The organism is Archangium lansingense (genome assembly GCF_026626635.1).
In the GTDB taxonomy this organism is placed as follows: domain Bacteria; phylum Myxococcota; class Myxococcia; order Myxococcales; family Myxococcaceae; genus Archangium; species Archangium lansingense.
Genome location: NZ_JAPNKA010000001.1, coordinates 10,382,205 through 10,407,124 on the forward strand (window position 1 = coordinate 10,382,205; position 24,920 = coordinate 10,407,124).

General features: G+C 68.6%; 24 protein-coding genes. 9 read left to right on the forward strand and 15 right to left on the reverse strand.

Annotation, left to right across the window (positions count from 1 at the left end; all coding sequences use genetic code 11):
- Nucleotides 1-6: 6 nt before the first annotated feature.
- Nucleotides 7-1,467: a glutamine synthetase family protein gene (locus tag OV287_RS41385; protein WP_267539546.1), complete on the reverse strand. Its 1,461-nt coding sequence runs from the start codon at nt 1,465-1,467 to the stop codon at nt 7-9.
- 52 nt (nt 1,468-1,519) lie between these two features.
- Nucleotides 1,520-3,010 (reverse strand): aldehyde dehydrogenase family protein, encoded by a 1,491-nt coding sequence (locus tag OV287_RS41390; protein WP_267539547.1) that lies wholly within the window; start codon nt 3,008-3,010, stop codon nt 1,520-1,522.
- Nucleotides 3,011-3,127: 117 nt separating this feature from the next.
- Between OV287_RS41390 and OV287_RS41395 the strand changes: the two genes are divergently transcribed.
- From OV287_RS41395 to OV287_RS41405, 3 genes are read left to right on the forward strand one after another with little or no spacing between them, the layout of a single operon-like run.
- Entirely contained in the window at nt 3,128-3,865 is a 738-nt protein-coding gene (locus tag OV287_RS41395) for a glutamine amidotransferase (RefSeq protein ID WP_267539548.1), read from the forward strand.
- Between the two features lie 26 nt (nt 3,866-3,891).
- Nucleotides 3,892-4,350 carry a hypothetical protein gene (locus tag OV287_RS41400; RefSeq protein ID WP_267539549.1) on the forward strand — a complete coding sequence of 153 codons (459 nt, stop codon included), beginning with the start codon at nt 3,892-3,894 and terminating at the stop codon, nt 4,348-4,350.
- Nucleotides 4,351-4,381: 31 nt separating this feature from the next.
- Complete coding sequence (locus OV287_RS41405; RefSeq protein ID WP_267539550.1) at nt 4,382-5,566, forward strand: AI-2E family transporter; 1,185 nt, start codon at nt 4,382-4,384, stop codon at nt 5,564-5,566.
- Between the two features lie 145 nt (nt 5,567-5,711).
- Here the strand turns inward: OV287_RS41405 and OV287_RS41410 are convergent, their stop codons facing one another.
- The gene (locus tag OV287_RS41410; protein WP_267539551.1) at nt 5,712-6,026 is read right to left on the reverse strand and encodes a hypothetical protein; all 315 of its coding nucleotides are present in this window, start codon (nt 6,024-6,026) and stop codon (nt 5,712-5,714) included.
- Between the two features lie 20 nt (nt 6,027-6,046).
- Complete coding sequence (gene rho, locus OV287_RS41415) at nt 6,047-7,669, reverse strand: transcription termination factor Rho (RefSeq protein WP_267539552.1); 1,623 nt, start codon at nt 7,667-7,669, stop codon at nt 6,047-6,049.
- Nucleotides 7,670-7,945: 276 nt separating this feature from the next.
- Between rho and ligA the strand changes: the two genes are divergently transcribed.
- The 6 genes from ligA (at nt 7,946) to OV287_RS41445 (ending at nt 15,848) form a co-directional block, all read left to right on the forward strand.
- The gene (gene ligA, locus OV287_RS41420; RefSeq protein WP_267539553.1) at nt 7,946-9,973 is read left to right on the forward strand and encodes an NAD-dependent DNA ligase LigA; all 2,028 of its coding nucleotides are present in this window, start codon (nt 7,946-7,948) and stop codon (nt 9,971-9,973) included.
- A gap of 14 nt (nt 9,974-9,987) precedes the next feature.
- Nucleotides 9,988-10,272: an acylphosphatase gene (locus OV287_RS41425; RefSeq protein WP_267539554.1), complete on the forward strand. Its 285-nt coding sequence runs from the start codon at nt 9,988-9,990 to the stop codon at nt 10,270-10,272.
- Nucleotides 10,269-10,715 (forward strand): DUF3052 family protein, encoded by a 447-nt coding sequence (locus tag OV287_RS41430; protein WP_267539555.1) that lies wholly within the window; start codon nt 10,269-10,271, stop codon nt 10,713-10,715. The genes OV287_RS41425 and OV287_RS41430 overlap by 4 nt, the downstream gene beginning before the upstream one ends.
- 542 nt (nt 10,716-11,257) lie before the next feature.
- The gene (locus OV287_RS41435) at nt 11,258-13,828 is read left to right on the forward strand and encodes an Rne/Rng family ribonuclease (RefSeq protein WP_267539556.1); all 2,571 of its coding nucleotides are present in this window, start codon (nt 11,258-11,260) and stop codon (nt 13,826-13,828) included.
- A 231-nt stretch (nt 13,829-14,059) separates the two neighbouring features.
- Nucleotides 14,060-15,385, forward strand: a complete 1,326-nt coding sequence (locus tag OV287_RS41440; protein WP_267539557.1) for a YihY/virulence factor BrkB family protein — start codon at nt 14,060-14,062, stop codon at nt 15,383-15,385.
- A 124-nt stretch (nt 15,386-15,509) separates the two neighbouring features.
- The gene (locus OV287_RS41445) at nt 15,510-15,848 is read left to right on the forward strand and encodes an HU family DNA-binding protein (protein WP_267539558.1); all 339 of its coding nucleotides are present in this window, start codon (nt 15,510-15,512) and stop codon (nt 15,846-15,848) included.
- 7 nt (nt 15,849-15,855) lie between these two features.
- Here the strand turns inward: OV287_RS41445 and sctV are convergent, their stop codons facing one another.
- The 11 genes from sctV to OV287_RS41500 form a co-directional block, all read right to left on the reverse strand.
- Nucleotides 15,856-17,943 (reverse strand): type III secretion system export apparatus subunit SctV, encoded by a 2,088-nt coding sequence (sctV, locus tag OV287_RS41450; protein WP_267539559.1) that lies wholly within the window; start codon nt 17,941-17,943, stop codon nt 15,856-15,858.
- Nucleotides 17,940-18,986, reverse strand: a complete 1,047-nt coding sequence (locus tag OV287_RS41455; protein ID WP_267539560.1) for an EscU/YscU/HrcU family type III secretion system export apparatus switch protein — start codon at nt 18,984-18,986, stop codon at nt 17,940-17,942. The genes sctV and OV287_RS41455 overlap by 4 nt, the downstream gene beginning before the upstream one ends.
- Nucleotides 18,983-19,777 (reverse strand): EscT/YscT/HrcT family type III secretion system export apparatus protein, encoded by a 795-nt coding sequence (locus tag OV287_RS41460; RefSeq protein ID WP_267539561.1) that lies wholly within the window; start codon nt 19,775-19,777, stop codon nt 18,983-18,985. Before OV287_RS41460 ends, OV287_RS41455 begins: the two co-directional genes overlap by 4 nt.
- Nucleotides 19,774-20,043: a flagellar biosynthetic protein FliQ gene (locus OV287_RS41465; RefSeq protein ID WP_267539562.1), complete on the reverse strand. Its 270-nt coding sequence runs from the start codon at nt 20,041-20,043 to the stop codon at nt 19,774-19,776. The genes OV287_RS41460 and OV287_RS41465 overlap by 4 nt, the downstream gene beginning before the upstream one ends.
- A 4-nt stretch (nt 20,044-20,047) precedes the next feature.
- Nucleotides 20,048-20,773, reverse strand: coding sequence for a type III secretion system export apparatus subunit SctR (sctR, locus tag OV287_RS41470; protein ID WP_267539563.1), 726 nt, complete (start codon nt 20,771-20,773; stop codon nt 20,048-20,050).
- Complete coding sequence (locus tag OV287_RS41475; protein WP_267539564.1) at nt 20,770-21,174, reverse strand: flagellar biosynthetic protein FliO; 405 nt, start codon at nt 21,172-21,174, stop codon at nt 20,770-20,772. Before OV287_RS41475 ends, sctR begins: the two co-directional genes overlap by 4 nt.
- 8 nt (nt 21,175-21,182) lie before the next feature.
- Complete coding sequence (sctQ, locus tag OV287_RS41480) at nt 21,183-22,337, reverse strand: type III secretion system cytoplasmic ring protein SctQ (protein WP_267539565.1); 1,155 nt, start codon at nt 22,335-22,337, stop codon at nt 21,183-21,185.
- 114 nt (nt 22,338-22,451) lie between these two features.
- Entirely contained in the window at nt 22,452-22,967 is a 516-nt protein-coding gene (locus OV287_RS41485; RefSeq protein ID WP_267539566.1) for a hypothetical protein, read from the reverse strand.
- A 20-nt stretch (nt 22,968-22,987) separates the two neighbouring features.
- The gene (locus tag OV287_RS41490) at nt 22,988-23,782 is read right to left on the reverse strand and encodes a flagellar M-ring protein FliF (protein ID WP_267539567.1); all 795 of its coding nucleotides are present in this window, start codon (nt 23,780-23,782) and stop codon (nt 22,988-22,990) included.
- Nucleotides 23,783-23,790: 8 nt separating this feature from the next.
- On the reverse strand, nt 23,791-24,288 hold the full coding sequence (locus tag OV287_RS41495; protein WP_267539568.1) for an EscF/YscF/HrpA family type III secretion system needle major subunit: 498 nt from the start codon (nt 24,286-24,288) through the stop codon (nt 23,791-23,793).
- A 9-nt stretch (nt 24,289-24,297) separates the two neighbouring features.
- Nucleotides 24,298-24,762 carry a hypothetical protein gene (locus OV287_RS41500; RefSeq protein WP_267539569.1) on the reverse strand — a complete coding sequence of 155 codons (465 nt, stop codon included), beginning with the start codon at nt 24,760-24,762 and terminating at the stop codon, nt 24,298-24,300.
- Nucleotides 24,763-24,920: the final 158 nt, after the last annotated feature.

The following is a 24,920-nucleotide window of genomic DNA, read 5'->3' on the forward strand; positions in this document are numbered from 1 at the left end:
TGCCTCCTAAATGAGCTCCATGTAGCGCTCGAGCTCCCAGTTCGTGACGGCGCGCTCGTACCGCCGCGCTTCCCAGTCGCGCGTGCGCACGTAGTGGTCCACGAACTCCTCGCCCAGAATCTGCTTCGCCCGCTTCGAGCCCCTCAGGAGCGACACTGCCTCCTTGAGCGAGCGCGGCAGCACCGGCGCGTCGGCCGAGTACCCGTTGCCCGCGCACGGCTCGGGGGGCTCCACCTCGTTCTCGATGCCCCACAGGCCCGCGGCGAGGCTCACCGCCATGCCGATGTACGCGTTCATGTCCGAGGCCGTCTGGCGGTACTCGATGCGCATCGACTTGGGGCTGTCACCGATGACCCGAACCGCCGTGGTGCGGTTCTCCCGGCCCCACGTGGCCGACACCGGGGCCCACGTGTTCTCCACGCTGCGCTTGTAGCTGTTCACCGTGGGCCAATAGAGCGCCGTGAGCTCCGGCATCAGCTCCAGCAGGCCGCCGATGTAGTGGCGCATCGTCGTGCTCATGCCGTCGCGAGACTCGGGGTCGTGGAAGACGTTGTCATGGCTCTTGAGCGACCACAGCGACTGGTGGATGTGGCCCGAGCACCCCGGCAGCTTCTCGTTCACCTTGGCCATGAAGCAGGCGGTGAGCCCATGGCGCGAGCAGATCTCCTTCACCACCGTCTTGAAAAGCGCCGCCTTGTCCGCGGCCTTCTCCAGGTCGTCGTAGCGGATGGCGCCCTCGAAGACGCCCGGGCCCGTCTCGGTGTGGAAGCCCTCCAGCTCCAGCCCGAAGTCGCGGCACCCGTCGATGAGGGCGTGCACCAGCGGCGCGTTGAGCGAGGTGCGCAGCCACGAGTAGCCGAACATGCCCGGCGTCAGCGGCGTCAGGTGCTCGTAGCCCTTCTCCTTCAGCGACTGAGGCGTCTCCTTGAAGATGAAGAACTCGTACTCGGCGCCGAACTTCGGCAGGAAGCCCATCTCCCGGGCCCGCGCACCCATCTTCTGCAGGAGCTGGCGCGGACTGGGCTCGAAGGGCGAGCCGTCCGGGTTGACGAAGTCCAGGAGGAAGGCCGCGGTGTCCGGCTCCCACGGGATGATGCGACCGGTGGACATGTCCACCTTGGCTTGCCCGTCCGGGTAGCCCGTGTGCCAGCCCGTCACGCGCGTGTTGTCGAGCAGCTCGTCGGTGATGTCCCAGCCGAACACCACGTCACAGAAGCCGAGCCCGCTCTTGCACGCGGAGAGGAACTTCTCCACGGACACGTACTTGCCGCGCCAGACGCCGTCCACGTCGACGCCACCAATCTTCACCTGGCGGACGCCGTTGTCCTCGAGCCACTTCTGCAGCACGTCCATGTCGGACGGCTCGCGCAGCGGCCTGACATTGCCGCGCTCCTTGTCCTTCGCGCGCACGCGCCTGCCCGCGGGCTGCGGCAGGGTGATGACCTTCGCCTTGGAACGGTTCGCCATTGGCCTCCTCCTCCTCCTTCGCCCGACGCCCATGACCGCGCCCGGCCTTTCCTCAACTCTCCGAAGGCAGCTTCGTCCACACCGTCTTCGTCTGGAGGTAACCCTCCAGGGCGTGATGCGACAGATCCCTGCCCCACCCGGATTCCTTGTAGCCACCGAAGGGCGCGGCATCGTCGAACTCGTTGAAGCAGTTGACCCACACCACGCCGCTCTTCACCCGGCGCGCCATCGCGTGCGCCTTGGCCACGTCCCGAGTCCAGATGGACGCCGCCAGCCCGTACTGCGTGCCGTTGGCGATCTCGATGGCCTGGGACTCGTCCTTGAAGCGCAGGCAGCTCAGCACCGGGCCGAAGATCTCCTCCTGGGCAATGCGCATGTGCGGCAGCACGTCTCCGAAGATGGTGGGCTTCACGAAGTGGCCCTTCGCCTTGGCGCCCTCGGTGTCGCGCGCGCCGCCCGCCAGCACCTTCGCGCCCTGCTGCTTGCCGCTCTCGATGTAGCTGAGGATCGTCTCGAGCTGCTTCGCGCTCACCTGCGCGCCCATCTCGGTGCTCGCCTCCAGCGGGTCGCCCACCTTCATCTTCCGAGCTCGCTCGGCCAGCCGCTCCACGAAGGCGTCATAGGCCCGCTCGTGCACCAGCACGCGGCTGCCCGCGTTGCAGATCTCCCCCTTGTTGCTGAAGATGCCCCAGAAGCACGCCTCCACCGCTTTGTCGAAGTCCGCGTCCGGGAGGATGATCTGCGGGCTCTTGCCGCCCAGTTCCAGCGTCAGCTTCTTGAGGTTGCTCGACGCCGAGGCCTGCAACAGCCGCCGAGCCGTGCGTCCTGAGCCGGTGAAGGAGATCTTGTCGAGGTCCGGGTGGCGAGCCATGGCCTCGCCGGTGGGGTCTCCGTAGCCGGTCACCACGTTGAGCACGCCGGGCGGCATCCCTGCTTCCAGGGCGAGCTGCCCCAACCGCATCGCCGTGAGCGGGGTGATTTCGGAGGGCTTGAGCACCACCGTGCACCCAGCCGCCAATGCGGGGCCCAACTTCCAGCACGCCAGGCACGTGGGGTAGTTCCACGGCACGATGGCGCCCACCACGCCCACCGGCTCCTTCAGGCAGTAGGTGAGGAAGGGCCCGTCCACCGGCAGCACCTCGCCGATGATCTTGTTCGCCCAGTCGGCGAAGTAGGACAGCGTCGCGGCGCCCGGCCCCACATCGCCGCGGAGGGCCTCGCGAAACGTCTTGCCGTTCTCCATCGACTCGAGCAGGGCGAGCTCCTCGCGGCGCTGCCACAGCAGCTCGGAGAAGCGGCGGATGATGCGGCCGCGCTCGCTGGCGTTCATCCGCCCCCAGGGGCCGGACTCGAAAGCCCGGCGAGCCGCCTTCACTGCCTTGTCCACATCGGCCGCGGTGGCCGACGGCACGTCGCACAACTTCGCACCCGTGGCGGGGTTCATCACCGGAAAGGTTCCTCCCTCCACGGGGTCCACATGCTGGCCATCAATGAGCAGCTTGAGGGCCGGAAACTGGGGAGTGAGCGAGCGAGCGTCGGTCATGAAGAATCCTCGGAAGCCCGGGCGCGCACCGGTGGCACGTGCAGGCGTCAACAGGAAGCGGCAGCGGAAGCTAGGAACCGGCCCCCGTCGCGGCAACCCGACCCACCGAGAGGCGAAATGAAGAACGTTCTGCTGTTGAAAGCTGGTGACGCCGCCCACGCGGTGAAGCTGAGCGTCGGGGACTACGAGCACTGGTTCGTCGAGTCGCTGGGGCCCGGAGGCTGCCGGTTCGACATCCTCCACGTGCATCGGGGCGCCCAGTTACCGGACGACGCGGCGGGCTATGACGCGGTAATGATGACCGGCTCGCCGGCCTCGGTGACGCAGCCGGAGCCGTGGATGGAGCGCTCCGCGGAGTTCATGGTGGACGCGGCGGCCCGGGGGATTCCTGTGCTCGGGGTGTGCTTCGGGCACCAATTGCTCGCGTACGCCCACGGGGCGCGTGTGGTGCGCAACACCCAGGGACGGGAGATCGGCACCGTGGCGGTCGCCCTGAGCGAGGCGGGACGCGAGGATCCGCTCTTCCACGGCTTGCCCGAGCGGCTCACCGTCCAGGCCACCCACGAGGACATTGTCGAACAGGCCCCGATCGGGGCGACGGTGCTCGCGGGCAACGCGAACACGACCGTGCAGGCACTCGCCTTCGGGCCCCTGATTCGGGGCGTACAGTTCCACCCGGAGGTGCACCCCGCCGCCATGCGGGCGCTGATTCTGGCGCGCGCGGACAAGTTGGAGGTCGAAGCAACGAGCCGAGGCCATGCGCCCGGGGAGCGGGTGAACCGGTTGCTGGCGGGGCTCGCTCCCTCGCCCGCCGGGCAACGAATCCTGCGCAACTTCGTCGAGCGGTTCACCTGAGGGTGGGGGTGGAGTAGGTAGAGGGTATGGCCTCGCGTTGGGACTACCTCTTCGAGACGAAGCCCGTCCCCCTCATGGACCACATGCTGGAGGAGGTGGCGAAGCTGCTCGCCAAGGACCTCCAGCAATGGCCGCCGCCCGTGCAGGAGATAGACCTGGACGTGGGGGGTCAGTTCGCCACGCTCTTCACCGAGCCACCCCCGCGCCCCGCCCGGGCCGTCTATGACGAGGCGCTCCGGCTGTCGCGCTGGGAACTGGCCCGGGAGATAGATGCGTATGACGACTACATGCGCAACAAGCGCTACCTGGAGCGGGGGCTGGCGCCCACCGACCGGCTGGTGCTGCTGTTCCTGAACCGGTGGCTCGTGGACCACATGCTGGGCCTGGGTGAGGCTACGGAGGGACGCGTCAACCGGCGGCTGATGTTGCAGTGTCTCGACCGCCTGGAAGGTCGCCTGAGGCTGGTTCAGACGCCCTTCTCTTGAGACTGGCCGTCCCCTCTGCGATAAGCCGCGCATGCTGCAGCCTCACGAGCTCAATATCCCGGCGGAACAGCGCCGCAATCGCCTCTACATCCTGGCGGGGCTGTGGCTGACCGTCGTGGCGGTGCTGGTCCTCTTCCACTCGGTGCTGCTGCCCTTTGCGAGCGCGGCGCTGATCGCCTACCTGGTGCACCCGCTGGTGACGCGGCTCAGCCGGATCCAGGTGCGAGGGCGGAACATCCCCCGGTGGGTGGCCATCCTGCTCATCTACGCCCTGTTCTTCCTGGTGGCGTACATCTTCTTCATCACCATGGTGCCGCAGCTCTACCGGGAGCTGGCGCGCATCAGCCGGGACGGGGTGGCGTTCGCCAACTCGCTCACGCCCGAGCGCGTCCACGTGCTCGCCGACCGCGCCGAGGACTGGCTGCGCGCCAACGGGATTCCGCTGGCCATCTCCACGCCCGAGGACATCCGCTCCGGCGTGCCCACCTCGGGCCTGTCGCTGAACCTGGAGAAGACGCTCCAGGACGCTGCGATGCACCTGACGGCCCTGGCGCGCGAGCACCTGGGCGACATCGTCACCGTGTCGCGCAACATCATCACGTCGGTGGTGGCCGGCGTGTTCATGATGTTCTTCATGCTGATGGTGGCGGCGTTCTTCTCCATCGATGCGCAGGCCATCGTGCGGTACTTCACCAGCCTGGTGCCGGTGGAGTACGCCTCCGATGCGAACCTGCTGCTCGAGCGCATCGACCGCTCGCTGTCCGGGGTGGTGCGTGGGCAGGTGACCATCTGCGTGGTCAACGGCATCCTGACGGGGATTGGCCTGGTGCTGTTCGGGGTGAAGTTCGCGTTCCTGCTGGCCACGATCGCCACGGTCTTCAGCCTCATCCCCATCTTCGGCACCATCCTGAGCTCGGTGCCCATCGTGCTGATTGCACTGGCGGATGGGTTCCAGAAGGGGTTCGCCATCCTGCTGTGGATCATCGGCATCCACGCGCTGGAGGCGTACTTCCTCAACCCGAAGATCATGGGCTCGGCGGCGCGCATCCATCCGGTCATCGTGGCGTTCAGCCTGATTGCCGGGGAGAAGATGTTCGGCCTGGTGGGCGCGCTCTTCGCGGTGCCCGTGGCCTCCATCGTGGTGGCCTGCTTCGACTACGCCCGCGTCAAGGCGCAGCCCAAGCTGGGTGAAGTGCACCTCGAGTCGCCGAAGTAACTGTGGATGTCCCCTCTCCCTCTGGGAGAGGGCTAGGGTGAGGGTGTTCCCCTCCCCACGCTGTGCATCACGGCAACGCGAAAAGCGAGTGGCAGACCCTCACCCCGACCCTCTCCCAGAGGGAGAGGGAGGAGGGGGAGAGAACTCAGCCCTGGCAGGCGGCCTCGCAACGCGAGTCCCGGCAGAAGATGTAGCAACGCCCGCAGTCGAGCATGTCCGCCGGGCAGTTGTTGGTGCACCGCACGTTGCTGCAGTTGGGCCCGTCCTGCACGTGGGTGGGGTTGGTCCCCTCCCCGCAGCAGGCGTTCCCCGTGCAATCCGAGTCCTGGTAGCAGATGCGGTTGGACAACGGCGCCGGATTGCCGAAGGAGTCCGGATCGACCGGCGAGCACCCGACAGCCAATCCGAGCACCGCCCCCAGCACGAGGGCGGACAGAGACACTGAGCGGGTGCGGCGCATATGTCGACTCCCTACCGGTGCTACCGGTTCATCGAGCCGAGGAACTCGGCGTTCGACGCCGTCGGACGCATGTGCTTGAGCACAAATTCCATCGCGTCGATCGGCGTGAACGGGTGCAGTACCTGACGGAGCGCCGTAATGCGGATGAGGTCCGACTGGGGCAGCAGCAGCTCCTCCTTACGCGTACCGGACTTGTTGATGTCCAGCGTCGGGAAGATGCGCTTCTCCATCAGCTTGCGGTCCAGGACGATTTCCGAGTTACCGGTGCCCTTGAACTCCTCGAAGATGACCTCGTCCATGCGGCTGCCGGTGTCGATGAGCGCGGTGCCGATGATGGTGAGGCTGCCACCCTCCTCGATGTTGCGCGCGGCGCCGAAGAAGCGCTTGGGCTTGTGCAGCGCGTTGGCGTCCACACCACCGGACAGAATCTTGCCCGAGGCCGGCACCACCGTGTTGTAGGCGCGCGCCAGACGAGTGATGGAGTCCAGGAGGATGCACACGTCGTACTTCTGCTCGACCAGGCGCTTGGCCTTGTCGATGACCATCTCCGCCACCTGCACGTGACGCGTGGCCGGCTCGTCGAAGGTGGAGCTCACCACCTCGCCGCGCACGTTGCGCTCCATGTCCGTCACTTCCTCGGGGCGCTCATCCACCAGCAGAACGATCAGGTAGACGTCCGGGTGGTTCTTCGAGATGGCGTGCGCGATGTTCTGCAGCAGCACCGTCTTACCGGCCTTCGGCGGCGCGACAATCAGGCAGCGCTGGCCCAGACCGATGGGGCAGAACATGTCGATGATGCGCGTGGTCATCTCCGAGCCCTCGTGCTCCAGCTTGAGCTTGCGGGTCGGATAGAGCGGCGTGAGGTTGTCGAAGAGGATGCGCTCGCGCGCCGCCTCGGACAGCGGATCCGTGAAGTTGACCCTGTCCACCTTCTGCAGCGCGAAGAAGCGCTCGCCCTCGCGCGGCTGGCGGATGGGGCCCGTCACCGTGTCGCCCGGCCGCAGGTTGAAGCGGCGCACCTGCGACGGCGACACGTAGATGTCGTCCGGGCTCGGCTGGTAGTCGCTGTCCGCGCTGCGCAGGAAGCCGAAGCCGTCGCTGAGCAGCTCCATCACGCCCTCGGCGTGCACCTCGAACTTCTTGTCCGCGATGCCCGACAGCAGCGAGAAGATGAGGTCCTGCTTCTTCAGGCCCTGGTAGCCCTCGACACCGAAGTCATGGGCCATCTTCGCCAGGTCGGTGATCTTCATCCGCTTCAGGTCATTGAGCTTGATGACCTGCATGGGGGCGCCGTCGCGCGTCACCTCGGTGACCACGGGCGCCTCGGACGGCTCGGGAGCCGCGGGCTGCACGGCGGGCTCCTCCTGCTCGTGTGCGGCATGGGCGCGGACCTCCTGGTACTCCTCGTCTCTAAGAGGATGGGAGGGAATCGGCGTCAGCACCGGGCGCGGCGTCTCGACGACCTCGGTCGTCTCGGAGTCGGACTCAACGTCCTCTTCCCGACGGCTCGTCGTCCGGCGGCGTGCGGGCTTCTCGGTGTCGTCCCGGTCCGCCGTCTTGGCCCGCGTCGTACGACGCTTGGGCTTGTCCTCGACTTCGACGGGAACCAGGAGCTTCTCTTTGGGGGAACGGGCTTTGGCCATGTGCTTGCGGGGGGATACTGCTGGCTTGGCGCCCTGGGGTACGCGGTTGGCGACACACCCTCGGGGCGGCACTCGGGATCCCTTCTTGCCGGGACCTCACGAGTGATGGAACCTAGTGCTGGGAAGAGATGGGGCCTGGAGGTGGGACAACCACCCTCATGAGCCGCTGCAAGAGGTTATTGACCACCTCCGAGGCTGTCAAGGCATCCTCGCTTCCTGCCCAGTCAGGCAGCCGACGCCCCGAATTTTTTCAGTCCAGCCGCCGAGCCTTCATCCGTGAACACCTCGAAGACCGCCGACGCCGCCCGAATCGAGCAGCTCCGCCGCGAGCTCGCCTACCACAACCATCGCTACTACGTGCTCGATTCGCCGGAGATCAGCGACGCGGGATACGACCGGCTCATGCGGGAGCTGCAGGAGCTGGAGGCCCGGCACCCGGACCTCATCACGGTGGACTCGCCGACTCAGCGGGTGGGCGGCGCCCCCGCCGACAAGTTCGAGAAGGTGGTCCATCGAGCTCCGATGCTCTCCTTGGCCAACGTCTTCAACGACGAAGAGCTTTCCGATTTCGACGAGCGGATCCGCCGCCAGACGGGCCTGGCGCAGGTCGCCTACGTGTGCGAGCCCAAGCTCGACGGCCTGGCCATCACCCTGCACTACGAGCAGGGGCGGTTCGTCCGGGGCGCCACCCGCGGTGACGGAACCGAGGGCGAGGACGTCAGCAGCAACCTGCGCACCATCCGGAGCCTGCCCATGGAGATGCTGCCCCAGGACGGGGTGAAGGTGCCCGGCGGGCTCGAGGTGCGCGGCGAGGTCTTCATTGCCAAGAAGGACTTCAAGAAGCTCAACGACGCGCGCGAGCAGGAGGGCGAGCCCCTCTTCGCCAACCCGCGCAACGCCGCCGCCGGCAGCCTGCGCCAGTTGGATCCGCGCATCACCGCCTCGCGCCCGCTCTCCGTCTATCTGTACGAGTGCGTACCCGGCGAGGGCGTCCCTGCCTTCCGCTCGCACGCGGAGAAGCTCGAGTACCTCAAGTCGCTCGGTCTGCCGGTGAACCGGTACGTGTGCACGCAGAGCGTGGAGGGGGTGCGCGAGCAGTATCGCGCCTCCGTCGAGGGCCGCCATGCCCTGCCCTTCGAGGTGGACGGCATGGTGGTGAAGGTGGACGAGGAGGACCTGCGCCAGCGGCTGGGACAGATTTCGAAGAGCCCGCGCTGGGCCGTGGCCTACAAGTTCCCGCCCGAGGAGGAAGCGACCCTGGTGGAGGACATCCAGGTGTACGTGGGCCGCACGGGAGCGCTCACGCCGGTGGCGCACCTCAAGCCGGTGAAGGTGGGCGGCGTCACCGTCAGCCGCGCCACCCTGCACAACGAGGACGAGCTGCGCCGCAAGGACGTGCGCAAGGGCGACACCGTCTTCATCCGCCGCGCCGGTGACGTCATCCCGGAGATTGTGAAGGTGGTGGAGGGCAAGCGCCCCGCCGACGCCCAGCCCTTCGTCTTCCCCACCGAGTGCCCCGTCTGCCACGCGGCGGCTGTCCGGGACGACGAGGGCACCATCATCCGCTGCACGGGCGCCACCTGCCCCGCGCAGCTGGTGGAGAAGGTGCGCCACTTCGCCTCGCGCACGGCCATGGACGTGGACGGCCTGGGCGAGAAGCTGGCCGCTCAACTGGTGGAGACGGGGCTGGTGAAGAGCTTCGCGGACCTCTACCACCTCACCAAGGGCCGGCTGCTCGAGCTGGAGCGCATGGGCGAGAAGAGCGCCGACAACCTGCTGGCCAACATCGAGCGCTCCAAGCAGACCACCCAGGCCCGCTTCCTCTACGCGCTCGGCATCCGCCACGTGGGCGAGGCCACCGCCAAGACGCTCGCCGAGGTCTTCCCCGACGCGCGCCAGCTCTTCGAGGCCAGCCTGGAGGACATCACCCGCGTCAAGGACGTGGGCCCCACCATGGCCCAGGTCATCTATTCCTTCTTCCGCGAGCCGCAGAACCGCGAGGCCATCGAGGCGCTGCTGGCCGCGGGCGTCACTCCCGCCGCGCCCCGCGTTGTCAAGGGCGGCGTCTTCGCCGGCAAGACGGTGGTGCTCACCGGCGGCATGAGCGGGATGAGCCGCGACCAGGCCAAAGAGGAAATCGAGCGCCGGGGCGGCAAGGTGTCTGGAAGTGTCTCGCGCAAGACTGACATGGTGGTGGCGGGCGAGGACGCCGGCAGCAAGCTGAAGAAGGCACAGGAACTCGGGGTAAGAATCCTGGACGAGCAGGCGTTCCTGCAGCTCTTGCAGTCCGACGCCAGAGGGTAGAGGGGCCGGTAATTATGGACAGGCGGCGAGCAAGCCTCCGGATTCGAGGCAAGGTGCAAGGGGTGTTCTATAGGGAGAGCGCCCGCACCGAGGCCCTGCGTCTCGGACTGACGGGTCAGGTGTGCAACCTCTCGGATGGGTCCGTCGAGGCCATCGTGGAGGGGGCGCCAGAGGCCATCGAGGCGTTCGTTACCTGGTGTCACCGCGGCCCTGTCCAGGCCCGTGTAACGGACGTGGAGCGCGCCGATGAACCGGCGCGTGGGGAATTCAGCACCTTCACCGTGGAGCGCAGCTCATGACTCCCTACGCGCTGGCATCTCTGCCGGCCATGCTGGGCATCAAGTCGGGTAGCAAGGTCTCCGTCATCAACCCCCCCAGGGGCTTTGTCCAGCGGCTCAACCCGCTGCCCGAGGGCGTGGAGTTCCTCATCACTGCCCAGACGGGACTGGACGTCATCCTCTTCTTCACCCAGGACACCCACGAGCTGGTCCAGCGCCTGCCGGCCCTCTCGCGGGCCATGGCCCTCACCGGGGGCATCTGGGTGTGCTGGCCCAGCGGCGAGGGCATCAAGACGGCCCTCTCCGAGGACTTCATCCGTCAGGCCGCGCTCGACATTGGTTTGGTAGACAACAAAATCTGCATCATCGACAGCACCTGGACGGGCCTACGCCTGGTGCGCCGCCCTCGGGGACGGCTGGATAAGCCGGAGAACCGGAAACGGGCCCCCACCGCCCAAGCCTAGGGGCGGCCGGGCGGGCTGCCGAACGGCCGACATTTTCCATGTCTCGCCTTTACAGGTCGTATCAGGCGTGAAAACCTTTTGCTGTTTTCGGGCCTTGGAACGTTCCGCCAGGGGTGGGGCGTTCGGGGTCCAAGTGGATTCTTGATTTTTGAGACGGGTGCGTTCCCAGGACACCAGGGGGCGCCGCTGCACCGGATCTCTGTCTCCCCCCCAAGGCGCCCGCGGAAGGGCTCCGACCGGGTGTGGAAGGAAGAGGACGGGCAGTAGGCGCGCCAGGGGACATCGGAACGCTCGATTGGAAGTAAGTCCCCGCCCGGCAGGGTGCCCGCGGGGCCACATGAACTCGGAGGAGCAGGTCTTGGTCCCCACAACCCTCACCCGCGCGGAGACAGCCGGACCCCGGAGAACCGGGCCGTCCTGCGTCCGCGCGCACCGAGGACCCGGGGCCACCTCTCCCCTCGCAGCGCGCTCGGAAGCGGGAGACGCCGTCGCCTCCCGTCCGCCGGAGCTCACGCATCCGCGCGCGCGCCCAGGATTCGTCAATGAGCAGCATCCTCGTCATCAACGCGGCGGGCCGGGAGACCCGCGTGGCCCTGGTCGAAGGTGGGCACATCGCGGAGTTCTACCTCGAGCGTAAGAAGGACAAGGGAATCGTCGGAAACATCTACAAGGGCCGCGTTGTCCGGGTACTCCCGGGCATGCAGGCGGCCTTTGTGGATATCGGGCTCGAGAAGGCGGCCTTCCTCTACGTCAGTGACGTCGTCTACGACCCGGATTTCGCTCGCGCCCAGTTCGAGCTGACCGAGGGTGAGCACGACGACGCCCCGGAAGTCCCTGAGGAGTCCGAGGCCGTGGCTGCCGAGGCTGCCCATGAGTCGGGCGCCGAGGTGGAAGCCGAGGTTCACGAGCACACCGCCGGTGGCGACCTGCCCCACGCCCTCGAGGAGCCCGAGCATCCCACCGAGGAGCGTCGCGCCGAGGAGCCGACGCCCGTGGCCTCCGCGGCGGCCGAGCCGGTGTCGGCGGCCTCCGAGCCTGCATCCGTGGCGGCCCCGGCCGAGCCGGTGTCTGTGTCCGCCCCCGCCGAGCCGGTGTCCGTCTCTGCCCCCGCTGAGCCGGTGAGCAGCTCTGAGGTGTCGGTGGCCCCGGTGGAGTCCGCGCCCGTGAGCGCGACGGCTCAGGCGACCCCGGAGGCGGTTGAGTCGACGCCCGCCACCGAGGGCTCCGTGGCCCTGGCGCTGCCTCCCGAGTCGGCCACCAACCCGAGCGAGTCGGCCGCCCCGGCCCCCGCCGCCCCGACCGAGGCCGCCGCGCCCCGGACCGAGACGGCCGCCGGTGAGCGCCGGGCCCCGCGCGAGAACCGCGAGGCCGCTCGCGAGGCCCGTGAGGCACGCCGCGACCAGAAGGATCGCGAGCGGGAGAAGGAGAAGGAGAAGGCCCGCAAGCAGCGCGAGGACCAGCAGCGCAAGCGCGACGAGGAGAAGTCCAAGCCGCGCAAGACGGCGAAGATCGAGGAGTTGCTGAAGGTAGGCCAGGAGGTCGTGGTTCAGATCTCCAAGGACCCCATTGGCACCAAGGGCGCGCGCCTCACCTCGCACATCTCCATCCCGGGCCGCCACCTGGTGTTCATGCCCACCGTGGACCACGTGGGCATCAGCCGCCGCATCTCCAACGAGAAGGAGCGCAAGCGCCTGCGCGAAATCGTGGACCGGCTGCGCCCGCCCGGGACGGGCTTCATCGTGCGCACGGTGGCCGAGAACGTGCCGCAGGAGAAGCTCGAGAGCGACATCCGCTTCCTCATCGAGGTGTGGAACCAGGTGGTGCGCCGCAACGAGAAGCGCGGTGGCCCCGGCCTGCTGCACCCGGACCTGGACCTCATCCTGCGCGCCACGCGCGACCTCTTCGCCCACGACGTGGAGAAGCTCGTTGTCGATGACAGCGAGGAGTACGAGCGCATCCTCGGCTTCGTGAATGCGCAGGACCCGGCGCTCAAGGACCGGGTGGTGCTCCACGAGTCGGACGAGCCCATCTTCGACGCCTACGGGATTGAGCACGAGCTGCAGCGCGCTACCCAGCGCAAGGTGTGGCTCAAGAGCGGCGGCTACCTCATCATCGACCAGGCCGAGGCGCTCACCGCCATCGACGTCAACTCGGGCCGCTACGTCGGCAAGAAGAGCCTCGAGGAGACGATCACCAAGATCAACGTCGAGGCGGCCAAGGAGATCGTCTACCAGCTGCGGCTGCGCAACATCGGCGGCATCATCATCTGCGACTTCATCGACATGGAGAAGCCGCAGAACCGGGACAAGGTCTTCAAGTCGCTGCAGGAGGCGCTGGGCCGGGACAAGGCCAAGACGAACGTGCTGCGCATCTCCGAGCTGGGCCTGGTGGAGATGACGCGCAAGCGCGTGCGCGAGTCCATCGGCCGCGTGCTGCACGAGGACTGCCCGTACTGCGACGGTAAGGGCTTCGTGAAGACGGCGACCACGGTGGCCTACGAAATCTTCGGGGAGATCCGCCGCGAGGCGCCGGGCTACAAGGACCCCACGCTGGTCATCAACTGCAACGCCGAGGTGGCGCGGCTGCTCCAGGGAGAGGAGCGGCAGGAGCTGCGGCACCTGATGGACCGCTACAACAAGTCCATCCAGGTGAAGGCGCAGCAGAACTACCACCGCGAGCAGTACGACATTTACGGCCGCAGCGCGCAGGGCGGGGACCACAAGGTGGCCTCGTCGCCGGGCTCGGGTGATGGCGAGCTGTCGATGCAGCGTCGGCCCGAGAGCGGCGGAGGCGAGCGCGGCTTCCGCGAGGGCGGCCGTGAGCGTGACCGTGACCGCGAGCGGAGTGGTGGTGGTGGCCGCGACCGCGAGCGGGGTGGTGGTGGCCGTGACCGCGACCGTGAGCGGGGTGGTGGTGGCCGCGACCGCGACCGTGAGCGGGGTGGTGGTGGCCGCGACCGCAACCGAGGCGAGCAGCAGCGCCGTCCCGAGCAGCGCGAGGGGCGTGGACAGCAGCAGCAGGCGCAGCAGGGCCAGGCGAGCGAGCAGCCCAACGCGGGCGGTACACCGCCGAAGTCGTCTGACGGCGGCAACGAGTCCGGCGGCAATAGCTGAACCCGACATCCCCTCTCCCCCTGGGAGAGGGACGGGGTGAGGGTGCCGGGCCCGCCGTGGAGCACCCACCGCGGGCCACGAGCCCCCCTCCCCCTGGCCGAGCATCCCTGGCATTGGATAGCCTTGGCGTCCCCTCGGATGCGGCCCTTCACCCCCCTCTTTCTCCTGCGATTGCGCGCTAGCGCGCTTCAGTGGGCCCGGCTTACCTGGGCTCCGCTGGAGCGGACGCGAATGGGCCGCTTCGCGACCGACACTTTCCTGGCGGTGCGCGGCCTCGCACGGGGCTTCCAGGGCGAGAACATCCGCCTGCGGGCCGCGGCGCTCACCTACATCAGCGTCTTCTCCCTGGTGCCGCTGCTGACGGTGGTGCTGGCCCTGCTGGGGGCCTACCACCAACAGTCGTTCCAGCACCGCCTGCGGGAGCTCATCTTCGCGGTGATGGCTCCCGGCGTGCGCGAAGAGTCGGCGGCCTTCCTCGAGGGCTTCTTGGAGCCGGGCCACACGACGGCCATCGGAAGTGCGGGCTTCCTCGGACTGCTCTTCTCGGCGGGCTCGCTGTTGCACAACATCGACGTCTCGCTGAACGAAATCTGGGGCGTGAAGAACCACCGCTCCTGGCTGGTGCGCGGGCTCGTCTACGCGGGGCTGCTGCTGCTGGGGCCGCTGATGCTGGCCATCTCGTTCGCGGGGACGGGCGTGGTCCGCTCCATCCTCGAGGGCACCCACACCCCGTTCGTCCTGGACCTCTTCGAGCTGACGTTCGGCGCCCTGTCTCCCCTCATGGCGGCAGGGGGGCTCACGCTGCTCTACTACGTGACGCCCAACACCCACCTGCGCCTGCGCTCGGCGCTCTCGGGCGGGCTGGTGGCGGGCGCAGCCTGGAGCGTGGCGAGGCATGTGTACACGGGGATCGCCGCGTACAGCTTCCGCCACAACCCGCTCTACGCCTCGCTGGGCGCCCTGCCCATGTTCCTCGCGTGGCTGTACGTGGACTGGCTCCTCTTCCTCATCGGCGCCCGCCTCTCCTACGCGGTGGAGCACGCCACGTTCCGAGACTCGCTCTGGGTCTTCGGTGCCCACCCGCGCGCCCGGGAGCTGGTGGCCGCCCGAGTGGCCCAGGAGACCACGCTCGTCTGGTTCGACGGCGGAACCCCGCCCGAACCTCGGGACCTGGCCCTGCGTCTCCGGGTTGCCGAGTCGCTCGTCCACGAGGTGGTGGATGACCTCGAACGAGCGGGCCTGCTCGAGCGACACCGGCGGGGGGGCATCCTGCCAGCCCGTGCTCCAGCCGAGCTCACCCTGGCCGACCTGACCCTCGCCGTCCACGGCGTCTACAACCCCGTGAAGCCCGAAGCCCGAAACGCCCCGCGAGCCCCCGGTTTCGAGGTCCTGGACGCCTTCTTCCTGGAGTCGGACCGGGCCGGGCTCGACGTGCTGCGCCGGACCCGGTGGTTGGACCTCGCCATCCTGGTGCGCCCCGGGCTGGCGGAGACCCAGGCGGCGGCCGCCTCGATTCCAGTCCCGGCCAAGACTGTGGCGGAAAACGGAAATCCGTAACGTTTCTAGGAGGTTGGCGGACCCCACGCCTTGCGCGTCGCATCCGTTCTGTTATCTTTCCGGGATTCGACCACGGGCCAAGCGCCCTGTTTCCGAGGGGTTACGCGGTTTGCGGGAGCGCGCGATGCTGAAGTCCGATCTGATCAACGTCCTCGTCGCCAAGAAGGGGATGACGCAGAAACAGGCCGAGGCCACGGTCGAGACGATCTTCGAGTCCATGAAGGAGGCGCTCTGCCGCGGGGAGAACATTGAGATCCGCGGGCTGGGTGCCTTCCATGTGAAGAACTACCAGGGCTACCAGGGCCGCAACCCGAAGACGGGGCAGATCATCCCCGTGAAGCCCAAGCGGGGCCTGTTGTTCCGCACGGGCAAGGAGCTGCGCGACCGGGTCAACCGGCCGGCGCCCCAGACCCCGCAGTCCGACATCTCCTTCGATCCCAAGAGCGGCAGCGGCACCTACTAGCCGCTGCTCAGCGCCCCAGGGCCACGGGTGATAGCCGCCCCAGCGGGCGGATTTGCAGGTTCATGTCCAGCTCGCCATAGGTGAGCACCGCGACGTCCGGGAAGGCCCCCTCGCACAGCTTGCGCAGCGTCCGCCGGACGTCGGGAGCGGTGAGCAGCACCGTCTGCCCTCCCGTGGCGATGTGCTTCACCCCCTCCAGAATCTCCGCCACCCGCTCGGGCGAGGGCGCCGGCCCACGTGGCCCGCCAGAGCGCAGCGTCTCCTCGATCTCCGGATCCACCAGATAGGCGAAGAGCGGCCCGGACGGGGCGAACTTGTGGCTGAGGTAGCGCGACAGCGCCTGGCGGCAGCGCTCGGCCAGGGCCATGGCATCCCCCTCCGTCGTGGGGGCCACCAGCGCTTCGAGGATGGCGCGCATGTTCCGGATGCTCACCTGCTCCTCCACGAGCTTGCGCAGCACCTCAGTGAGCAGCGGCAGCGGGACCTTCTGGAGCGCCTCCTTCACCAGGGTGGGAGCCTGGGCCTCGAGTCCGTCCAGCAACCCCTGCACCTCCTGGATGCCGAGGAAGGCCGCCATCCGGGCGCGGATGATGCTCCGCAGATGCTCGGAGATGAGCTCCCCGGCACTCCGAAGCGGTACCTGTGCCATCTCTAGACGTGCGCGAGCATCCGCCAACACGCGGCTGATGGGCTTGCCAGTGGAGGGCTCCACTGCGGCCTCCGCCTTCAGCTCCAGGAAGGCCAGCTCCTCCGGATGTGCCAGTGCGTAGAGCGCCCCGGGCACCACCTGTCCCATCGCCGCGGGCACCTCGTCGAGCAAGATGCGGTAGGTCCCCGCCGGCAGGTACGCGGCATCAGTCCGCACCCGAATGCCCGGCACGCGCACGCCCAGCTCGTAGAAGACCTCATCCCGTACCCGGTTGAGCACCTGGTGCACGAACGCACTCCCCTGCTCCTGGGCCAGCGGGGTGAGGTCCGGCGCGAGATCCACCGTCAGCGGAGCAACCCCCACCGGAATCCCCGTGCTCTCGGGAGGCGCTCCCGGCCCGCCCCGTGCCGCCTCCCCTGCTTCGGGTCTGCCCTCGGCCTGTGCCGCGGCAGCCTCCTCCTCCGTCACGGCGGCCTTCATCCGAGTGAGGCCATATGCGAGTCCTCCCAGCGCCGCCCCCAGCCCCAAAAACGTCAGGTGCGGCATCCCCGGCATCGCGGCGAGAGCCACACAGAGCGCGGCCACCACCCACAGCGCCTTGGCCTCGCCGAAGAGCTGCGAGCCGATCTCCGCACCAAGCGAGTCGTCCTCCTTCTCCGAGGCCACGCGCGTAACGACGAGGCCCGCCGCCACCGCGATGCACAGCGAGGGAATCTGCGACACCAGCCCGTCGCCGATGGCGATGAGTGCGTAGGTGGAGGCCGCCTCGGCCATCGTCATTCCGTTCTGCAGGATGCCAATGCAGATGCCTCCCAGGAGGTTCACCGCGACGATGACCAGGCCGGCGATGACGTCTCCCTTCACGAACTTCATCGCGCCATCCATGGCGCCGAACATCTGTGACTCGCGCTCCAGGTTCCGGCGCCGGCGGCGGGCCTGCGCTTGATCAATGGCCCCTGCGCGCAGATCCGCGTCGATGGACATCTGCTTGCCCGGCATCGCATCCAGGGTGAAGCGCGCGGAGACCTCGGCCACGCGCTCGGCGCCCTTGGCCACCACGAGGAATTGCACCAGCGTCAGGATGGCGAAGATGACCGCGCCAACGACGTAGTCACCCCGCACCACGAACTCGCCAAACGCCTGAATGACCTCTCCCGCGTGTCCCTCCGCGAGCGCCAGCCGCGTGGACGACACGTTGAGCGCGAGCCGAAAGAGCGTGGTGAACAGCAGCAGCGTCGGGAAGGACGTCACCTTCAGCGCGTCCCGGGCATAGAGCGCCGCCACCAGCAGGGCCACTGCCGCCGCCAGGTTGATGGCCAGCCCCAGGTCGAGCAGCCAGGGCGGCAGCGGGATGATGAGCGCACCCAGCACCGAGGCCATCGCCACCGCGAGCACCACATCCGAGGACTTTCGCGCCCTCATGAGAATCTTCATCAGTCGGTTCATGACGTCTGCCTCCGTGGATGGTCGTCCACGTCCTGCGACTCCTGCGCTGCCCGGAGGACCGCCGCGGCGGCCTGGTAAAGCTCCTCGGGGATCTCCTCCCCGACGTCGTAGTGGATGAGGCTGCGAGCCAGCGGCACGTCCCGGACCACCGGGACTCCGAGCCGCTCGGCCTCCCGCCTCAGCGCGAGAGCATCCGCCTCTCGCCCCTTGGCGACGAGATAGGGCGCCTCACACTCCTCCGTGGCATAGCGAAGCGCGATCGCGATGTGCGTGGGGTTGACGACCACGACGCTCGCCTTTTGCACTCCACGTGCCGGGCCTCCCGCCGCCAACTGGCGGTGCAGGGCCTTGCGCTGGCTCTTGTGGTGCGGGTCGCCCTCGCTCTCCTTGTACTCCCGCTTCACCTCCTCGCGCGTCATCATCAGGTCCTTCACGTGCTTGCGGCGCGCGAGTGCGTAGTCCCCCACGCCCAGCACCACGAGGACGCACGTGAGCCGGACGGTAAGCGGACCCAGCCGGCCCATGATGTGCTCCAGCCCCAGCGGCCCTTCCAACCAGGCCGTGCGGAGCACGTCCGGTCCAGCCTCCACCGCCGCGCTCCAGACGAGCCACACCACCACCGCGGTCACGAGCAGCGCCTTGCCCAGCTCGATGAGCGGTCTCACACTGAAGAGCTTCTTCAGGCCCTCCGCCGGGTTGATGCGCTCGAGCTTGGGCATCACGTGCTCCGTGTTCAGCTCGAAGCCCACCGTGGCCACGGACACCGCGATGGAAGCCAGCAGCGCTCCACCGAGTGCAGGGCCCACCAGGAGTGCCATCAACACCACCGCCTCCTGCAATGCTCCCGTGGGCTCCTGGTGCAGCATCAACCGGGCTGTCCACTCCTTCAGCCTCGCGAATCCCGCGGGTGCTGAAGCGGTGAGGCCGAGCAACCCCCCGAGCGTCACCACACTGGAGGTCAGGAGGCGGCTGCGCGGAATCTGTCCCTTCCGGCGCGCCTCGCGCAGGCGCTTCGCCGAGGGTTGTTCCGTCTTCTCGCTCACCGCGCCACCTCTCCGAGCCGAAACAGCGCGCCCTCCACCGAGAGGAAGCCCGCGAGCAGTCGCTCACAGAGAATCCCCACCGCGAGCCACAGCACTGCGCCCCCCGCCAGGATGCGCAGCGGCGCCCCCATCTCCTGGAGGTTCACCTGGGGCGCGGCGCGCGACACCATGCCCAGCAGGCAGTCCACCGCCATCACCGCCGCGGCGATGGGCGCTCCCACCGCGAGCCCTGTAGCCATCGCTCCCCCAGCGAGCCCCACCACATGCATCGCCGCCGCCTCGGTGGGCACGTACCCGCCGAGCCGCACCCACCCGAAGCCACGCACCAGCCCCGAGAGCACGACGGGCATCAGCCCCCCCGTCACCACCAGCCCGACGAGGAGCTGGTAGAGCGCATCCCCCGTGGCGGACTCGCGCGTCCCGGCCACCGGAAGGCTCGCCTCCGCCGAGGTACCCCGGAACAGGTCGATGAAGCGCCCGCCCATCCGCGCCGCGTCGAAAGGCAGCGCCGCCACCAGCCCCACGGAGGTGCCGTAGGTGAGTTCCTTCATCGCCAGAGCGGCCAGCTGCATCGGTGTCTCCACCGGCTCCGGCAGGGACACTCCCGCGACATGGTGGAGGAAGAGCGCGAGACTCAGCACCAAGGCCAGCTTCACCGTCGTCGGAGCCGCCTGTCCCCCCAGAAGCGGGCAGAGAAAGGCCACCGGCAGCAGGCGCGCGGAGCACAAAGCCACCGCCACCATGCCCGGCCCCAGCGGCGCCAGGTGTGCACGAAGGAGCTCGAGGGTCACCCGCCTACCTCCGCAATGACCCTCAAGACGTGGTTTGCAAAGAGGGTGAGCTGACCGGCGATCCACGGCCCCGCCACCACCAGCGACAGCACCGCTGCGCACAGCTTGGGCACCACCGTGAGGGTGCTCTCCTGAAGCTGCGTGGTCGCCTGAAAGAGGCTCATCAGAAACCCCACCACCAGGCTGGCTCCGATGGGCGGCAGCGAGGCAAGCACCATCAGCAGCAACGCCTCGCGGCCGAGCGCGAGCAGGACGTCCTGAGTCATGGCATCACCGGTAGCCGAGGATGAGGCCCCGCGCGAGCAGCGCCCAGCCATCCACGGCGACGAAGAGGAGGATCTTGAAAGGCAGGCTCACCTGGCTCGGCGACAACGACTGCATCCCGAGCGCGAGCAGGACGTTGGCGATGACCATGTCCAGCACCAGGAACGGGAGGAAGACGAGGAAGCCAATCTGGAAGGCCTCTGTCAGCTCCGTGATGACGAAGGCCGGAATGACCACGAACAGGTCGTCCTCGTGGACCTCGCCAGCCTCGTCCGGCGGCCGCAGCTCGCGCGCCAGGTCCAGGAATCTGGCCCGCTCCTCCGGGCTGCCATGCTTCACCAGGAAGACACGCAGCGGCTCGGCCACCTTGCCCGCCGCGCTGAGAATCTGCTCACCGGAGCCGACATCCTGGTAGACGGCCTGCCCCGCGTCGTACATGCGCTCCATCACCGGCGCCATGATGTGCCCCGTCAACACCGCGGCGAGCCCAGTGAGGACAATGGTGGGCGGCGCCTGCTGCGTCCCCATCGCCGAACGTGCCAGTGACAGCACCACGGCGATCTTCGAGAAGCTGGTCAGCATCAGCACCGCGAAGGGAAGCAGCGACATCAGCGCCAGCATCCCCATCATCGACAATGGGCTGCCGGCGAAGGACTGCTGCGAGAGTGACGCCTCCGCCGCTGAGGCCACACCGGAAACGAGCAGGCCTGGTACGAGCAATGCGCGGCTCATGACAGGGTCTCCTTCTCGTAGGAGCGGGCCACCGTGCGCCGCCGCGACCGGGACTTCACTCGCACCGGCGCGTGCGCCCGGCGGATCTCCGCGAAGGAGTCCCCGAAGGCTACGAGGTAGCGGCTCCCCTCCACTTCCACCAGAGCCAGACCACAACGCTGGGACAGACCCGTCCGGGACACCACCCTCATGCGCTCGGTGAGTGCGAAACGGGCGTCGGTCCGGCCACGCCGCACCAGCCACCACCCCAGGCCAACCAGGGCCACTGCCCCCAGCAGCCCCCGGGCCAATGCAGCCGCCGACACTCCTCCCATCGGGGCCAGCGCGCCCAGCCCGAGCACGAGCCCCAGTGCCAGGAGCAGCTTGTTCCGCGGAGACACTGAATCGAACAGGGTCTTCATGGGCGCGCTCACGGCAGCAGGGTGAGGATGCGGGCCCCCACCTCGCCCTCGATGTCCACGAGCTCCGCCCGAGCCACCACCCGGTCACCCACTCGCAGCAGCACCGGCTCGCTCGCGTTGATGCGCAGCGGCAACAGTACGCCCGGCTTCAGCCCCGCCAGCTCGGAGAGCGGCAGCAGCAGCCTCGTCAGTTCGATCTCCACTTCCACCGGCAGCGGGGGCATGCCCTCGCTCCGCTCGATTACGGTCGCCATGTCCGACTCCTGGAAAAGTTCGCGCTTACGCGCGTGGTTCAGCGAGAAACCCTCGGGGGTGAATTCCCCCATCAGCTCGAAGCCGCGCAGGACGAGGCGCCCGGGACCGAACAGGTCCGTGCCCTCCCGCCGCATCCCTTCAAAGAGAACGACGTCCCCCTCCCCGAGCGACTCCAGCGCCGTACGCGGCAGTGAGGTGCAGCCCACGAAGCAGCGGGCTTCCAACCGCGCCGCCAGCACTTCAGGGGCAAGCTCCGCATCACGCTCCGCCGGCAGCTCCTTCAGCGCCCCTTCGAGCACCACCGCAGGGAGTACCAGCCGCCCACCCGCCGTCGTCTGCCCCACTGTCACCGTCAGCTCTATGCCCAGGTGGCGCTGCCGGGCATCGAGGCGCGCCAACGCCTCCGTGCGACTCATCGTCACCCCCACGAGGCGCGGACCGAACCGCCGTTGCAGCTCCGCCTGGCCGCGCAGCGCGTACAGCGCCGACAGGCCCAGGAAGGCAAAGGAGGCCTCCTCCAGGCGCGTCAGCTCCGTGGTGGGGCCGGGCTTCGTCCCCGCCCCCGCCAGGCGCTCCAACGCGGCGAAGAGCACCAGCGGCTCGAGTTCCAGCACCCCCATCCCTCCCGTCGCCGACAGGTCCACCAGGGCGAAGGCCGCCGTATGCGCCAGCCCCGTCGCCGGCATCACCACAGCCTCCAGCAACCGCGCCTCCGCTCGTACGGGGCACCCCAGCTCCCGGCCGAGTGCGTCGCACACGCCCTGGAGTGCCTGCCGCGCGAGCCGCACCACCTGGGGCCGCTCATTCAGCGTCACGTGGGCCCGCGACAGCCGGCGTGTGCCGAGTCGGCGCAGCTTCATCGGCTTCAACGTCGTGGACTGGCTGCTCTCTCCGAAAGGACTCTGCATGGTTTGCTCCGTGCCGCGGACGCACCGCTCCTGTTCACGGCCGATGCCAACGGCCGTGCCCGCGAAAACGAGGGGTTGAATGTCAGGGGTCGTCCCAAGTCGGGACGGGGAGTCTCAGCGCGTGGCTTCGCGGATGAGCCGCTCGGCCAATGCGCACACCGCCGGAGTGGCCGCTGCGTCGGGCGGTTCCACCTGGCGCTCCGGGAAGAGGCTGCGGTGATAGGGCGGCAACCTCCGGAAGAGTTCCTGCCTCAGCACCTCTGGAGCCTCCTCCATCACCGCCCGCAGCCTCGCCGCGGCATCCGGCCTCACTCCGAACTCCACCGCGACCCGCGCCTGCCGCCTCGCCGAGGAGAGCGCGGAGAACCCGGCCAGGTGGTTCTTCGCCTGCTGCACCTCGGACCCCCGCAAGCCCTCGAGCAGCGCTCCCGCCCGCTCCCGCCCGAAAACGAGCGCCACCAGGGCAATCCGCTCCAGGGGCAGCGACACCGGAGGCGGGCTCTTCGCCGGCTCCGGGTACGTCGGCTTCTTCGCGGGCTCCGGCGGCGGGCTCTTGGGCACCCGAAGTGCCACCGTCTGCTCCGGCCCTGGCGTCTTCGCACCAGGACGCTCGATACGCGTCACCTCCATGGCTCACCCTCCCTGCAAGCTCACGCCACCTTGCGCGCGGCCCCCGGGGTCACCACCGGACGCGCGGGAGCAGGAGGAGCCGCGGACTTCGCTTCCGCCTTGGCTCGATAGTGCCGCAGACGCAGCGTCATGAGGATCAACCCCACGGACAGCCCCGTGACCGCCAGGGACAACACCGCGAGCAGCACCCGCAGCCGGGTCAGCGGAGAAGTCCCTGGCGTAGGCGCCACCACCCGCGTGGACACCTCGTCCACCATGAGGGACACCGACTCCGAGGAGAGCCCCTCCACGCCTCCCGCGATGAGCGACCTCAGCAGCTCCCGCGAGCCCTTGATCGTCTCCGCATAGCCCGGCGCCACGCGGAGCATCGCCGAGGCCTTCGCGGGCACCGGCTGCTGTCCGGGCCTCGGTGGCGGTGGCACCACCAGGTGTACGCGCGCGAGGAGGACCCCCTCCACCGTCTGGAGCGTCTTCTCCAGCCCCTGCTCCATCACCCTCACCCGGCAGAGCTGCTCCTCCACCGGCGTCCGCACCAGCCCGCCTCCGCCGAAGACGTCACAGCCCTCGTCCGCCGTGGGCCTCGGCAGCCCCAGCTCGGCGAGGATCCGCACCGCGTCCGAAGACTGCTCCTCATTCACCTCGATGGCCCACGTGGGTTTCTTGCCCGCCTCGGGCACCTTGCGCGCGTCGAACCCCCGCTCGACGAGCACCGTCTGCAACTCGTTGGCCTGGCGCTCGTCCAGGCCGTGTTGGATGCGCTCCCGGCACCCGGTGGCGCACAGGAGCAGCAGGAAGAGACAGCGTCGGAAGTCCATGGGAGTCCTCACACCTGGGTCTGCAGCACCTGCTTGACGCCACCGGTCGCCTTCTCGACGACCTTCCCCGCGAGATCGAGCTCCTGGCTCGCCCGGTACACGTGGGCCTGGACGGCGAGCAGCTCGGCCGGGGAGAACGACCTGCCGGACTCGGCCAGTGCCAGGAGGTTGTCCAACCGCTTCTGCGCCTCGGTCACCCGGTCCAGCACCTGCACCGCCTGCTGAGACCTCGCCGCCTGGACCGAGTCCACCCGTCCCCCGGCCCGCACCTCCGCCGTCCCGCCCGTGGCCTTCTCCACTCCCTCCGCCTTGCATGTCCCGCGCGTCGCCTCCGTCCGCTCCGCGGAGGCCAGTTGCGGACTGCCCTCGGTGGCGACCCGAGGCCCCGGCTGCTTCGCCGGACCCTTCACCCCCTCCAGCACCTTGCCAAACTGCGCCTTCCCCGAGGGCTCCAGCGCGGGCGTCGCTCCCGCCCCGCCAATCGCCCCCACCTTGTCGATGGCCATGGCTCGCCCCTACCGAATGTTGTTGATGGCGGCCTTCGCCGAGTCGTGGCGGACCTTCATGATGTTGGAGATGGCGTTGTGCGCCCGGCTCTCCGCCTGCATCTCGTTCTGCAGGTTCATGTAGGCCAGGTTCATCTTCGCCCCCTCGGCCTGCATCTCCTTCTGGGCCGCGAGCAGGTCCCACTGCTCCCCTTGCCCCGCCGTGCCCCCTACCCCGCCCGAGCCGCCAGACACCGGCAGCGTCGACGCGCCCCGGACGGACGACGCCGTCGATGACACCACCGAGCTGACACTCGCCACCGCCGCGCTCACCATCGGAGCCCCCGGCAGCATCGACGCCGCGACTCCCGCCCCCACCTTCACCACCTCCTGCGCCGCGCGCGCGAACACCGTGCCGAAGTCGTTCTGCGGCGTCTGCCTCGCCACGGTGGGGGTGATGGACAGCGAGCCAATCCGATTGTTGCCGTTCTCCACGTGAAGCCTCCTGCGCTTGGGATGTGCTTGGGCTTCTTCAGCCGGCGTGCCAACCGGCGGGCCGAGTCATCCCGGGCACATGGCGACTCCCCCCACCCAGGTAACCCTCCACATCGTGGAGCGTGCATCCACGCACGTGGACGGTCAGGTGGACGGGC

What these genes read in the sequence shown, in the direction of transcription:
- OV287_RS41385 (WP_267539546.1), bottom strand. Translation starts at nt 1,467, where the DNA reads ATGGCGAACCGTTCCAAGGCGAAGGTCATCACCCTGCCGCAGCCCGCG.
- OV287_RS41390 (WP_267539547.1), bottom strand. Translation starts at nt 3,010, where the DNA reads ATGACCGACGCTCGCTCGCTCACTCCCCAGTTTCCGGCCCTCAAGCTG.
- OV287_RS41395 (WP_267539548.1), top strand. Translation starts at nt 3,128, where the DNA reads ATGAAGAACGTTCTGCTGTTGAAAGCTGGTGACGCCGCCCACGCGGTG.
- OV287_RS41400 (WP_267539549.1), top strand. Translation starts at nt 3,892, where the DNA reads ATGGCCTCGCGTTGGGACTACCTCTTCGAGACGAAGCCCGTCCCCCTC.
- OV287_RS41405 (WP_267539550.1), top strand. Translation starts at nt 4,382, where the DNA reads ATGCTGCAGCCTCACGAGCTCAATATCCCGGCGGAACAGCGCCGCAAT.
- OV287_RS41410 (WP_267539551.1), bottom strand. Translation starts at nt 6,026, where the DNA reads ATGCGCCGCACCCGCTCAGTGTCTCTGTCCGCCCTCGTGCTGGGGGCG.
- rho (WP_267539552.1), bottom strand. Translation starts at nt 7,669, where the DNA reads ATGGCCAAAGCCCGTTCCCCCAAAGAGAAGCTCCTGGTTCCCGTCGAA.
- OV287_RS41425 (WP_267539554.1), top strand. Translation starts at nt 9,988, where the DNA reads ATGGACAGGCGGCGAGCAAGCCTCCGGATTCGAGGCAAGGTGCAAGGG.
- OV287_RS41430 (WP_267539555.1), top strand. Translation starts at nt 10,269, where the DNA reads ATGACTCCCTACGCGCTGGCATCTCTGCCGGCCATGCTGGGCATCAAG.
- OV287_RS41435 (WP_267539556.1), top strand. Translation starts at nt 11,258, where the DNA reads ATGAGCAGCATCCTCGTCATCAACGCGGCGGGCCGGGAGACCCGCGTG.
- OV287_RS41440 (WP_267539557.1), top strand. Translation starts at nt 14,060, where the DNA reads ATGGGCCGCTTCGCGACCGACACTTTCCTGGCGGTGCGCGGCCTCGCA.
- OV287_RS41445 (WP_267539558.1), top strand. Translation starts at nt 15,510, where the DNA reads ATGCTGAAGTCCGATCTGATCAACGTCCTCGTCGCCAAGAAGGGGATG.
- sctV (WP_267539559.1), bottom strand. Translation starts at nt 17,943, where the DNA reads ATGAACCGACTGATGAAGATTCTCATGAGGGCGCGAAAGTCCTCGGAT.
- OV287_RS41465 (WP_267539562.1), bottom strand. Translation starts at nt 20,043, where the DNA reads ATGACTCAGGACGTCCTGCTCGCGCTCGGCCGCGAGGCGTTGCTGCTG.
- sctR (WP_267539563.1), bottom strand. Translation starts at nt 20,773, where the DNA reads ATGAGCCGCGCATTGCTCGTACCAGGCCTGCTCGTTTCCGGTGTGGCC.
- OV287_RS41475 (WP_267539564.1), bottom strand. Translation starts at nt 21,174, where the DNA reads ATGAAGACCCTGTTCGATTCAGTGTCTCCGCGGAACAAGCTGCTCCTG.
- sctQ (WP_267539565.1), bottom strand. Translation starts at nt 22,337, where the DNA reads ATGCAGAGTCCTTTCGGAGAGAGCAGCCAGTCCACGACGTTGAAGCCG.
- OV287_RS41485 (WP_267539566.1), bottom strand. Translation starts at nt 22,967, where the DNA reads ATGGAGGTGACGCGTATCGAGCGTCCTGGTGCGAAGACGCCAGGGCCG.
- OV287_RS41490 (WP_267539567.1), bottom strand. Translation starts at nt 23,782, where the DNA reads ATGGACTTCCGACGCTGTCTCTTCCTGCTGCTCCTGTGCGCCACCGGG.
- OV287_RS41495 (WP_267539568.1), bottom strand. Translation starts at nt 24,288, where the DNA reads ATGGCCATCGACAAGGTGGGGGCGATTGGCGGGGCGGGAGCGACGCCC.